This is a genomic window from Methylobacterium sp. CCH5-D2, from assembly GCF_001556475.1.
GTDB classification, from domain to species: Bacteria; Pseudomonadota; Alphaproteobacteria; order Rhizobiales; family Beijerinckiaceae; genus Methylobacterium; species Methylobacterium hispanicum.
The window spans coordinates 1-11,926 of record NZ_LSIX01001125.1; the positions used below are offsets into that span (position 1 = coordinate 1).

Consider the following 11,926-nt stretch of genomic DNA (forward strand, 5'->3'; position numbering starts at 1 on the left):
AACCGCCGCTCGGGATCGCGCCGCTTCGCGGCATCCGGCCGTCCGGGCTCCGGATCGCCTTCCGCCGACGCTCCAGGCATCCGGGACAGGGACCGCGCCTCACCGGCAGGGGCCGCGCGCCGGTCTCGCCGCGCAACCCACCCCCATCCGAGATCGCCGCGGCCCCGCTCTGGATCCGCCCCCGCGCCGAACTAGGTGCGGTGCATCGAGAGCCCGAGCAGACCCCGTTCCCATGGCCGCACGCATCGAGGATTACGCGCTCGTCGGCGACGGGCGCACCGCCGCCCTGATCAGCCGGGCCGGCAGCGTCGACTGGCTCTGCTTCCCCCGCTTCGACGCCGCCGCCCTGTTCGCGGGCCTGCTCGGCACCGAGGAGCACGGCTTCTGGCAGCTCGGGCCGGTGGCCGATCACGCCGAGACCACGCGGGCCTACAGCGACGGCACCCTGATCCTCGAGACCCGCCACCGGACCCACGAGGGCGAGGTCAAGGTCACCGACTTCATGCCGGCCGAGGACGGCTCGCACCTGATCCGCCTGGTCGAGGGCGTGAGCGGCAAGGTCGCGATGCGCACGGAACTCGCGGTCCGCTTCGATTACGGGCTCGCGGTCCCCTGGGTCTCGCGCAGCGAGCTCGACGACCTGCGCATGATCTCCGGGCCCCACAAGGTCGTGCTACGCACGAACGTGCCGACCCGCGGCTCGCACCGCCAGACCACGGTCTCCGAGTTCACCGTGCACGAGGGCGAGACCGTGCGCTTCGTGCTGAGCTACGGCCCCTCGCACGAGGACGACCCGCCGCCCATCGAGCCGCGCCGGGTGCTCGCCGCGACCAGCCGGTTCTGGCGCGACTGGTCGCACCACTGCGCCGGGGGCACGCCCTGGGACGACATCCTCAAGCGCTCGCTCCTGACGCTGAAGGCGCTGATCTACCGGCCCACCGGCGGGATCGTGGCCGCGCCCACCACCTCGCTGCCCGAGCAGCTCGGCGGCGTGCGCAACTGGGACTACCGCTTCTGCTGGCTGCGCGACTCGACCTTCACGCTGCTGGCCCTGATGGATTCCGGCTACATCGAGGAGGCCCGCGCCTGGCGCGACTGGCTGACCCGGGCGGTCGCGGGCAACCCGCAGCAGGCGCACATCCTCTACGGCATCGCGGGCGAGCGCCTGCTGCCCGAGATCGAGCTCGACTGGCTGCCGGGCTACGAGGGCGCCAAGCCCGTGCGCGTCGGCAACGCGGCGATCGAGCAGTTCCAGCTCGACGTCTACGGCGAGGTCTTCGACGCGCTCTACCAAGCGCGCCAGCGCGGCATGCCGGAGGACCGCGAGGGGTTTCGCGTCGGCCGCGCCCTGATGAACCATCTCGACCGGGTCTGGCGCGAGCCCGACGAGGGCATCTGGGAGGTGCGCGGCGGGCGCCGGCACTTCGTGCACTCGAAGGTGATGGCCTGGGTCGCCTACGACCGCGCCATCCGCAGCTGGGAGGCGATCTGCGAGTCCGGCACCGCGCTCAGCCCGAGCGGGCGCCGCCTGCCCGACCCGCCGCTGGCGGAGTGGCGCGCCACCCGCGACGAGATCCACGCCGAGGTCTGCGAGCGGGGGTTCGATAAGGAACTCAACAGCTTCGTACAGTTCTACGGCTCCAAGGACCTCGATGCGAGCCTTCTCCTGATGGCCCATATGGGCTTTCTGCCGCAGGACGACCCGCGCGTGGTCGGCACCGTCGAGGCGATCGGGAAGCACCTGATGCGCGACGGCTTCATCCTGCGCTACGAGACCCACGACCAGACGACGGACGGCCTGCCCGGCGGCGAGGGCGCCTTCCTGCCCTGCAGCTTCTGGTACGCCGACAACCTGATCGGCCTCGGGCGCCGCGCCGAGGCCCGCGCCCTGATCGAGCGCCTGATCGGGGTCTGCAACGACCTCGGTCTGGTCTCCGAGGAGTACGACGTGCAGGCCAAACGCCAGGTGGGAAACTTCCCGCAGGCGTTCACGCATGTTGCGCTCGTCAACACCATCCTCAATTACAGCCGCACGGAAGGCCCGGCCCGGGAGCGCGGCGGGGCGGACGGCGCGGGCGCGGGCGAGACGATCCCCGCAGAGGCCCGCGTCGCCGCCGCGCCCGCGCTCTAGGCGCCCCTACGATTTTGAGAGGCTGACACGATGAGCGGAGCAGACACCGTCGCCAAGACGGGCTTGAGCGAGACCGAGAAGCTGGCGGTCGACACGATCCGCACGCTGGCGATCGACGCGGTGCAGCGGGCCAATTCCGGCCATGCCGGCGCCCCGATGGCGCTGGCGCCCGTCGCCTACACCCTGTGGAACCGGTATCTCCGCTACGACCCGGCCCACCCGCACTGGCCGAACCGCGACCGCTTCGTGCTCTCGGCCGGCCACGCCTCGATGCTGCTCTACGGGCTCCTGCACCTCGCCGAGGTCGCCGAGAAGGATGGCGGGAACACCCCGGCCATCTCCCTGGATGATATCAAGAAATTCCGGCAGCTCGACAGCCGCACGCCGGGCCATCCCGAGTACCACTTCACTACCGGCGTCGAGACCACGACGGGCCCGCTCGGCCAGGGCGTGGCGAACTCGGTCGGCATGGCGATGGGCGGCCGCTTCCTCGGCGAGCGCCTGAACAAGCCGGACCTGCCGCTGTTCGACTATAACGTCTACGCGATCTGCTCGGACGGCGACCTGATGGAGGGCGTGGCCTCGGAGGCCGCCTCGATCGCCGGGCACCTGCGCCTCGCCAACCTCTGCTGGATCTACGACAACAACACCATCACCATCGAGGGCCACACCGAGCTCGCCTTCGGCGAGGAGGTGGCGACCCGCTTCCTGGCCTATGGCTGGCAGGTGCTGCGGGTGGCCGACGCCAACGACGTCCACGCGATCGCGGGCGCGCTCGAGACCTTCCTGCAGTCGAGCGACCGGCCGACGATCATCATCGTCAACTCGATCATCGGCTACGGCGCCCCGACGAAGCAGAACACCGCCAAGGCCCACTCGGACGCGCTCGGCCCCGACGAGGTCAAGGGCGCCAAGCGCGCCTACGGCTGGCCGGAGGACGCCGAGTTCCTGGTGCCGGACGGCGTCAAGGAGGTCTTCCGCGACGGGATCGGCAAGCGGGGTGCGGCCCTCTACGACCAGTGGCAGGGTTTCCTGACGGCCGCCAAGGCGGGTGACCCCGAGCACGCGGAGGCGCTCGACGCCTTCTTCGAGGGGCGGCTCCCCGAGGGCTGGGATAAGGACATCCCGGTCTTCGAGGCCGACGCCAAGGGGCTCGCCACCCGCGAATCGTCGGGCACGGTGCTCAACGCCATCGCCCAGCACGTGCCGTTCCTGCTCGGCGGCTCGGCGGATCTGGCGCCGTCCAACAAGTCGAACCTCACCTTCGCGGGCGCCGGCTCGCTGACGCCCTTCGAGCCGGGCGGGCGCAACATCCATTTCGGCGTGCGCGAGCACGCGATGGGCTCGATCGTGAACGGGCTCGGCCTCTCGGGGCTCAGGGCCTATGGCGCGACCTTCTTGGTCTTCGCCGACTACATGCGTCCGCCGATCCGGCTCTCCGCCCTGATGGAGCTGCCGATCTTCCACATCTTCACCCACGACTCGATCGGCGTGGGCGAGGACGGGCCGACCCACCAGCCCGTCGAGCAGCTTCTCTCGCTGCGCTGCATCCCGGGCCTCGTGACGATCCGCCCGGCCGACGCCAACGAGGTGGCCGAGGCCTACCGGGTGATCTTCAGCCTCAGGAACCAGCCGGCGGTGCTGGCGCTCTCGCGCCAGCCCCTGCCGACGCTCGACCGCTCGAAGTACGGGCAAGCCTCCGGCACCGCCAAGGGCGGCTACGTGCTGGCCGACAGCGAGGGCACGCCCGACGTGATCCTCATCGGCACCGGCTCGGAGGTGCAGCTCTGCGTCGGCGCCTACGAGGCGCTGAAGGCGGAGGGCGTCAAGGCCCGCGTCGTCTCGATGCCGTCCTGGGACCTGTTCGAGCGCCAGGACGAAGCGTACCGCAACAGCGTGCTGCCGCCCGAGGTGCTGGCGCGGGTGGCCGTGGAGCAGGGCTCGGTGATCGGCTGGGACCGATACGCCGGCTCGGCGGGCGCGATCATCGGCATGCACACCTTCGGCGCCTCGGCCCCGATCAAGGACCTGCTGACCAAGTTCGGCTTCACGCCCGACAAGGTGCTGCAGGCCGCCCGCGATCAGGTCGCCAAGCACAAGAAGTAACCCGGCGACGGCAGGGCCGCCCCCTGGGGCGGGGCGGCCCGAGTCCCTACATCGCCCGTATGCCCCGGCCGGGGCGGCGCTCCCGACCTGCGCCCCCCAACTCTTCCAAGGGATCGACATGAACGCGCTCAAGGCCCTGCATGCGGAACAGGATCAGGCGGTCTGGCTCGATTTCGTCGCGCGCGGCTTCGTCGCCAAGGGCGAGCTGAAGGCGCTCGTCGAGCGCGACGGCCTGCGCGGCGTCACCTCGAACCCGTCGATCTTCGAGAAGGCGATCGGCCACTCGGACGAGTACGACGCCAGCCTCAAGGCCGTGATGGAGGCGGGCGATTCCCGCGTCATCGACCTCTACGAGGACATGGCCGTCGCGGACATCCAGAACGCCGCCGACGTGCTGCGCCCGGTCTACGAGGCGAGCGACGGCGCGGACGGCTACGTCAGCCTCGAGGTCTCGCCCTACCTCGCGCTCGACACCGAGGCGACGCTCGCCGAGGCGCGCCGCCTCCACGAGATGGTGTCGCGCGACAACTTGATGGTGAAGGTGCCGGCGACCCCCGAGGGCATCCCGGCGATCCGACAGCTGACGGCGGAGGGCATCTCGATCAACGTCACGCTGCTCTTCTCGCAAGGGGAGTACGAGAAGGTCGCCCGCGCCTTCGTGGAGGGGCTGGAGGAGCGGGCCAAGGCCGGGCACGACGTCTCGCGCATCGCCAGCGTGGCGAGCTTCTTCATCAGCCGCATCGACAGCCTCGTCGACAAGCTGATCGACGAGAAGATCGCGCAAGCCAACGACCCGGCGGTGAAGCTCTCGCTCGAGTCGCTGAAGGGCAAGGTCGCGATTGCGAACGCCAAGCTCGCCTACCAGCGCTACAAGGCGATCTTCGCCGAGCCGAAGTGGCAGGCGCTCGCGGAGAAGGGCGCCAAGGCGCAGCGCCTGCTCTGGGCCTCCACGGGCACCAAGAACAAGGCCTATTCCGACGTGCTCTACGTCGAGGAGCTGATCGGCCCCAACACCGTCAACACCATGCCGCCCGCCACGATGGACGCCTTCCGCGACCACGGGCAGGTGCGCGCCACCATCGAGGAGGATCTCGACGGCGCCCGCGCGGTGATGAGCACCCTGGCGAAGGCCGGCATCGACATCGAGGCGGTGGCCAAGCAACTGGTGGACGAGGGCGTGCAGCTCTTCATCGATGCCGCCGACAAGCTGCTCGGCGCGGTCGCGGGCAAGCGCGCGGCGCTGCTGGGCCACCGGCTGAACGGCCAGAGCTTCGCCACCGCCGAGGATCTGGAGAAGGCGAGCGCCGAGGTGGTCGAGTCCTGGCGCGCGAGCGGCGCGATCCGCCGGCTCTGGGCCCACGACAAGACCGTCTGGTCGGGGGCCGACGAGGACCGGTGGCTCGGCTGGCTCCGCATCGTCGAGGACGAGCGGGAGAAGGCCGAGCAGTACGCCGAGTTCGCCGCCTGGGTGAAGGGGCGCGGCTTCCGCGACGCCGTGGTGCTCGGCATGGGCGGCTCCAGCCTCGGGCCGGAAGTGCTGAGCCTGACCTACGGCAGCCGCGAGGGTTTCCCGAAACTCCGCATCCTCGACTCGACCCATCCCGACGAGGTCCGGGCCGTGGAGGCGGCGGTCGATCTGCCCAACACGCTCTTCATCGTCGCCTCGAAGTCGGGCTCGACGCTGGAGCCCAATGTCTTCCGCGACTACTTCCTCGGCCGCATGAAAGCGGTCGTCGGCGAGGGGGCCGGCTCCCACTTCGTGGCGATCACCGACCCCGGCTCCGCCATGGAGCAGGCGGCCAAGGACGATCGGTTCGAGAAAATCTTCTACGGGGTGCCGCAGATCGGCGGGCGCTACTCGGTGCTCTCGGCCTTCGGGCTGGTGCCGGCCGCCGCCATCGGCATCGACGTGGCCGAGTTCCTGGACACCGCCCGCACCATGGTCCGCTCCTGCGGGCCGGCGGTGCCGCCGTCCGAGAACCCGGGCGTGCGCCTCGGCGCGCTCTTGGGCGCCGCCGCGCTCCAGGGCCGCGACAAGGTCACGCTGGTGGCCTCGCCGGCCATCGCGAGCTTCGGCGGCTGGGCCGAGCAGCTCATCGCCGAATCGACCGGCAAGCAGGGCAAGGGCCTGATCCCGATCGACGGCGAGCCGGTCGACGTGCCGGCGGCCTACGGCCACGACCGCGTCTTCGTCTATCTGCGCCTCGACGGCCACGCCGTGACCCAGCAGGACGAGGCCCTGCGCAGCCTGGAGCGCGAGGGGCATCCGATCGTGCGGATCAGCCTCGACAAGGTCGAGCAGCTGCCCCAGGAATTCTTCCGCTTCGAGATGGCGACCGCGGTGGCCGGCGCGGTCCTCGGCATCAACCCGTTCGACCAGCCCGACGTCGAGGCGAGCAAGGTCGAGACCAAGAAGCTGTTCGGGGCCGCCGAACAGAGCGGCGCGCTGCCCGCCGAGACGCCGCTCTACGAGGACGACGGCATCGCGCTCTACGCCGACCTCGCCAACGCCGAGGCGCTGGGGCCGGCGGCGGACGGGCTCGACCCGGCGCTCCACGCCCATCTCGGGCGGCTCAAGGCCGGCGACTACCTCGCGCTGCTGGCCTATCTGCCGCGCAACGACGCGAACCACGCGGTGCTGCAGGAGGCCCGGCTGGCCGTGCGCGACGCGCGCCACGTCGCGACCTGCCTCGAATTCGGGCCGCGCTTCCTGCACTCGACGGGGCAGGCCTACAAGGGCGGGCCGGACACGGGCGTGTTCCTGCAGATCACCGCCGAGCCCACCGCCGACCTCGCGATCCCCGGGCGCAAGCTCGGCTTCGCGACGGTGGTGGCCGCGCAGGCCCGGGGCGATTTTTCCGTCCTCGCCGAGCGTGGACGGCGGGCGCTCCGGGTCCACCTCAAGGGCGACCTCGACGCGGGGCTGAAGCGCGTCGCGGCGGCATTGAAGGCGGCGGTCGGCTGACGCGCCGGCACCGACCGAACCGGGGGCGATCCGAAGGAAGGGCAGCGATGCAACTTGGCATGATCGGCCTCGGCCGGATGGGCGGCAACATCGTCCGCCGGCTCCTGCGGGACGGGCACTCCGCGGTGGTCTACGACCGCGACCCCGAGGCGGTGGCGGCCCTCGTCGAGGCGGGCGCCACGGGCGCCGACAGCCTGGAGGATCTCGTCGCCAAGCTGGAGGCGCCCCGCGCCGCCTGGGTGATGCTGCCGGCCGGCGCCATCACCGAGGAGACTGTGAAGCAACTCGGCGACCTGATGGCGCCCGAGGACACCATCATCGACGGCGGCAACTCCTTCTACGGCGACGACGTGCGCCGGGCGGGCGAGCTGCGCCCCAAGGGCATCCACTACGTCGATGTCGGCACCTCGGGCGGCGTCTGGGGGCTGGAGCGCGGCTACTGCATGATGATCGGCGGCGACACGCCGAGCGTGGACCGGCTCGACCCGATCTTCAGGACGCTGGCCCCGGGCGCCGGCGAGATCCCCCGAACCCCGGGCCGCGAGGGGCGCGACCCCCGGGCGGAACTCGGCTACATCCACGCAGGTCCCTGCGGCGCCGGCCACTTCGTGAAGATGGTCCATAACGGCATCGAGTACGGCCTGATGCAGGCCTATGCCGAGGGCTTCGACATCCTGCGCCACGCCAATGCCGAGAGCGTGCCGGAGGCGCGCCGCTACGACCTCGAACTCGGCGACATCGCCGAGGTCTGGCGGCGCGGCAGCGTGATCTCGTCATGGCTGCTCGACCTCACCGCGAGCGCGCTCGCGGGCGACGAGCACCTGGAGGACTATTCCGGCTTCGTCGAGGATTCGGGCGAGGGCCGCTGGACCATCAACGCGGCCGTCGAGGAGGGGGTGCCCGCCACCGTCCTGTCGAACGCCCTCTACCGCCGCTTCCGCTCCCGCGAGCAGGAGAGCTACGCCGACAAGCTGCTCTCGGCGATGCGCAAGGGTTTTGGCGGCCATCTGGAGCCGAAGCAGCCGAAGATGTGAGGAACTGCCGCCCGCCCCGCGGGGTACCCGAGCAAGCGACGGATCCGACGCGGGACCGCCAGAGGAGCCCCATGCCGAGCCACCTGCCTCCGGGCGCCCAGGTCCTGCCGGACGCCGACGCGGTCGCCCGCGCGGCGGCCGATCATCTCGTGGCGGTCTGCGCCGACGCGGCACAGGAGCGGATCGCCGTCTGCCTCTCGGGCGGCTCGACCCCGAAGCGCCTCTACGAGCTGCTGGCCGGGCCAGAATACGTCGATCGCCTCCCCTGGGACCGCCTGCACTGGTTCTTCGGCGACGACCGAGTGGTGCCCTGGGACGACCCGTTGAGCAACGTCCGCATGGTGCGCGAGGCCTTCGGGCACGGCGCGCCGCTGCCCGAGACGCACCTCCACTTCATCCCCTCCGATCTCGGGCCCGAGCGGGGCGCCGAGGCCTATGCCCGCACGCTCCGCGACTTCTACGGCGCCGCGCGGCTCGACCCGGCCCGGCCGCTCTTCGACCTCGTCCTGCTCGGCCTCGGCGAGGACGGCCACACCGCCTCGCTGTTTCCGGGCAAGCCCGCCCTCGCCGAGACCGGGGCGCTCGCCGTCGCCGTGCCGGAGGCGGGGCTCGCCCCCTTCGTGCCGCGCATCACCCTCACCTTTCCGGCGCTCGCCTCCGCGCGCCGGTCGCTGTTCCTCGTCACCGGGGCGGGCAAGCGGGAGGCGCTGGCGCGCATCCACGCGGGCGAGGACCTGCCGGCTTCCCGCGTGACCAGCCTCGGGGGGCTCGTCTGGCTCATCGACGCCGCGGCGGCGGAGGCCTGAGCGGGCATCGCCTCGACGGGCCGATCGAGAGCCGACGACGAACCGGTGACGCCGGCCCGCGGGATTCCCCCGCGGCGCGGCCGACGGCCTTGATTCCGCCGCGGCGGCAGGGTCGGGTGGATCCACCGATCCGCCGGGCCAGCCACCCCCGATGACCGAAGATCTCGCGCCCTCCCGGCGTTCGACCGCGCGCGGCCTCGCTTTCCGCCGCCGCAGCCGGATCGTGCCGGGCCCCCTCCGGCCCGCTCAGACTCGGGCGCGAGGCGGCGTTGCGGCCGGGATGCTCACCGGCGCCCTGCTCGGCCTCGCCTTCCTGGCGGCCTTCACCCTGCCCTTCGTGCGCGTGGGCGGCGGTGCCGACGCCGGGTCCAAGAGCCTCCGTACCGTCGCGGCCCAGGATGGCCGGGTGCCGGACGCGGCCGGCGCCGCGGCGGAGCGCGCGGCGGATCCCGACACCCCGTCCCGGTGACGCGGTGAAATTAACGCCGTCTTGGTCATCGGCGGGACAAGAGTTGGATAGATTCGGGAGTGGACTTGGGAAAACCCCCAATCGGTGCGAAGGAGGTTTCGCCCGCTTTCGTGCCCGCAACGACAGGTCCGGCATCCAACGTCAACCGTCCGTCTTCGGCGCCGGGCATGCTCCTTCTTCTCACCGACAGGCCGGATCGCAACACCGTCCTGGCCCAGCTTCTCGAGCAGATCGCGCCCTGCCGCGTCTCCACGGTGCAGGGGCGCTTCCCCGGCCGCATCGAGTCGGTGCTCGGTCTCGTCGCCGACATCGACCTGCTGCAGCCTGACGCCGCCCGCAGCCTGCGCACCCTGCGAGGGGCCGCGGGTGGGGCGCGCACGCCCCTGATCTGCCTGATGCGCAGCATGGGCGAGCGCAGCCTCGCCGAGGCGCGCAGGCTGGGGGCCGAGCTCTGCCTGCCCGGCGACACGCCGGCCCGCACCGTGGCGCAGGCGGTGCTCGCCCATCTGCGCCCGGCCTCCACCGGCATCGAGGCGGTCGTCGCCCGCGGGGCCGACGAGGCCGGCACGGTGATCACCGGCCTGCTCGACGCCGTGCGAAACGGCAAGGCGGTCCAGGCCGCCGCGATCGACGAGGGCCTGACGCCCGTGCTCACGGCCGTCGAGGCCGGCGGCCTCGACCGCTGGCTGTCCACCGTGCGCAGCTACGACGACGCGACCTACCAGCACTGCCTGCTGGTGACGGGGCTCGCCGCGACCTTCGCGATCGACCTTGGCTTCTCCGAGCGCGACCGGCAGCAGATCGTGCGCGCCGCCCTGGTGCACGATGTCGGCAAGGCGCGCATTCCCCTCGACGTCCTGAACAAGCCCGGCCGGCTGGAACCCGCCGAGCAGGCCGTGATGCGCTCGCACGCCGCGCTGGGACACCGCATCCTCGTGGAGGCGGGCGGGTTCGACGCCCTCACCCTCGACGTCGTCCGCCACCACCACGAGGCGCTCGATGGCTCGGGCTATCCCGACGGCCTCGCGGGCGGCGCGATCAGCGATCCCGTCCGGCTGGTGACGATCTGCGACATCTACGCCGCCCTCGTGGAGAGCCGCCCTTACCGGACTCCAATGCCGAGCGGCCAGGCCGTCGAGGTGCTGCTGGGCATGGCGGGCAAGCTCGACATGCCCCTGGTCCACGCCTTCGCCCGCAGCGTCTCCGGGACCTGAGAGCCCCGCTGCGGGGTGCGTCGTTCCGTCGCGACAGGGGGGCGGGACCAGCCCTCCAGCCCCGCCCAGCCCCGCGCTCCTGCCCGGGACCGTGCGCGCGCGCGGCCCGAGCGGGTATCCTGGGTTGTGTTGATCGATTACTGTATTTTTTCGGTTGTGGACGTGACCGCCCGAGGCGCGCGGTGAATTAGAGATTCTCTTACCGGTATTGCTCACAGATCGGTCGGATCCACCGCAATCGAATGCCTCCGATCCATCGAACGGGACGCAGCCGCCCCCATGCGCGCATTTGCTCGACTCAAGCTGGTCACGAAGCTGGCCGCCGTACTCTTCGTCCTCATCCTCGCGGCGGCGGGCTCGGCCGCCGTCACGTGGCGCGACGTGGCGTCCATGCAGGATGCCAGCAGCTGGAACGAGCACACCCACCGGGTGCTCGAACAGGTCGAGGCCCTGGCCGGCGCCATGGTCAACCAGGAGACCGGGGTGCGCGGCTACCTGCTCTCCGCCGACGAGCGCTTCCTCGACCCCTACAGGGCCGGCGCCGGGCGCTACGCCGAGGCGCTCGCCGAGGCGCGCCGCCTCACCGCCGACAATCCCCGGCAGCTGCGGCGCCTCGACCAGATCGACGTGCTGGCGCGCCGGTGGCGGGAGCAGGTCGGCGAGCGGGCGATCGCGCTGATGCGCGAGCCGGAGACCCGCGGCCAGGCCCGTCAGATCGAGATCTCGGGGCAGGGCAGGACCGTGATGGACGCCCTGCGCGCCAAGGCCGGGGAGATCGACGCGGCCGAGCGGGGCCTGCTGGGCGAGCGGGTCGCGGCGGCCGAGGCGGCCGCTTTGGACGCGCGCGTCGCCGTCCTGGGGGGGCTTCTGGTCATGGTCGGCGCGGCCGTCCTCGGCATCCTCCTGTTGAACCGCACCGTCTCGAGCCCGCTGCGCGCGATGACCGTCCTGATGGGCCGTCTGGCGGATGGCGACGCGACGACGGAGGTGAGCCACCGCGACAGGCGCGACGAGATCGGCGCGATCGCGGCCGCCGTGCAGGTGTTCAAGGAGAACCTCGTCCGCACGCGCCAGCTCGAGGAGGAGACGGCGCTGGCCCGGGCCGGGGCCGAGGCGCAGCGCCGGGCGGCGACGCACGCGATGGCGGACGGGTTCGAGCGCGCGGTCGGCGGCATCGTGGCGACCGTCACGGCGGCGGCGA

The 11,926-nt window shown here is 71.8% G+C and carries 8 protein-coding genes; all 8 read left to right on the forward strand.

All coding sequences use genetic code 11. The features are described 5' to 3' along the window. The first annotated feature begins 232 nt into the window (after positions 1-232). Positions 233-2,131 (forward strand): glycoside hydrolase family 15 protein, encoded by a 1,899-nt coding sequence (locus AX737_RS30485; RefSeq protein ID WP_066927812.1) that lies wholly within the window; start codon positions 233-235, stop codon positions 2,129-2,131. Positions 2,132-2,161: 30 nt separating this feature from the next. Further along, a complete protein-coding gene (gene tkt / locus AX737_RS30490) occupies positions 2,162-4,237 on the forward strand; it encodes a transketolase (protein WP_066927813.1) in 2,076 nt (691 codons plus the stop codon). Between the two features lie 118 nt (positions 4,238-4,355). Beyond that, positions 4,356-7,202 carry a bifunctional transaldolase/phosoglucose isomerase gene (locus tag AX737_RS30495; RefSeq protein ID WP_066927815.1) on the forward strand — a complete coding sequence of 949 codons (2,847 nt, stop codon included), beginning with the start codon at positions 4,356-4,358 and terminating at the stop codon, positions 7,200-7,202. A 47-nt stretch (positions 7,203-7,249) separates the two neighbouring features. Next, positions 7,250-8,236, forward strand: coding sequence for a phosphogluconate dehydrogenase (NAD(+)-dependent, decarboxylating) (gene gnd, locus AX737_RS30500; RefSeq protein ID WP_066927817.1), 987 nt, complete (start codon positions 7,250-7,252; stop codon positions 8,234-8,236). 71 nt (positions 8,237-8,307) lie between these two features. Then, positions 8,308-9,042: a 6-phosphogluconolactonase gene (gene pgl, locus AX737_RS30505; RefSeq protein WP_066927819.1), complete on the forward strand. Its 735-nt coding sequence runs from the start codon at positions 8,308-8,310 to the stop codon at positions 9,040-9,042. A gap of 280 nt (positions 9,043-9,322) precedes the next feature. After that, positions 9,323-9,511, forward strand: a complete 189-nt coding sequence (locus AX737_RS33880) for a hypothetical protein (RefSeq protein WP_156454060.1) — start codon at positions 9,323-9,325, stop codon at positions 9,509-9,511. Positions 9,512-9,678: 167 nt separating this feature from the next. After that, a complete protein-coding gene (locus AX737_RS30515) occupies positions 9,679-10,725 on the forward strand; it encodes an HD domain-containing phosphohydrolase (RefSeq protein WP_066927823.1) in 1,047 nt (348 codons plus the stop codon). Positions 10,726-11,004: 279 nt separating this feature from the next. Continuing rightward, a partial coding sequence (locus tag AX737_RS30520; protein ID WP_156454061.1) for a CHASE3 domain-containing protein occupies positions 11,005-11,926 on the forward strand: 922 nt, incomplete at its 3' end.

What these genes read in the sequence shown, in the direction of transcription:
- tkt (WP_066927813.1), top strand. Translation starts at nt 2,162, where the DNA reads ATGAGCGGAGCAGACACCGTCGCCAAGACGGGCTTGAGCGAGACCGAG.
- AX737_RS30485 (WP_066927812.1), top strand. Translation starts at nt 233, where the DNA reads ATGGCCGCACGCATCGAGGATTACGCGCTCGTCGGCGACGGGCGCACC.
- pgl (WP_066927819.1), top strand. Translation starts at nt 8,308, where the DNA reads ATGCCGAGCCACCTGCCTCCGGGCGCCCAGGTCCTGCCGGACGCCGAC.
- AX737_RS33880 (WP_156454060.1), top strand. Translation starts at nt 9,323, where the DNA reads ATGCTCACCGGCGCCCTGCTCGGCCTCGCCTTCCTGGCGGCCTTCACC.
- AX737_RS30515 (WP_066927823.1), top strand. Translation starts at nt 9,679, where the DNA reads ATGCTCCTTCTTCTCACCGACAGGCCGGATCGCAACACCGTCCTGGCC.
- AX737_RS30495 (WP_066927815.1), top strand. Translation starts at nt 4,356, where the DNA reads ATGAACGCGCTCAAGGCCCTGCATGCGGAACAGGATCAGGCGGTCTGG.
- gnd (WP_066927817.1), top strand. Translation starts at nt 7,250, where the DNA reads ATGCAACTTGGCATGATCGGCCTCGGCCGGATGGGCGGCAACATCGTC.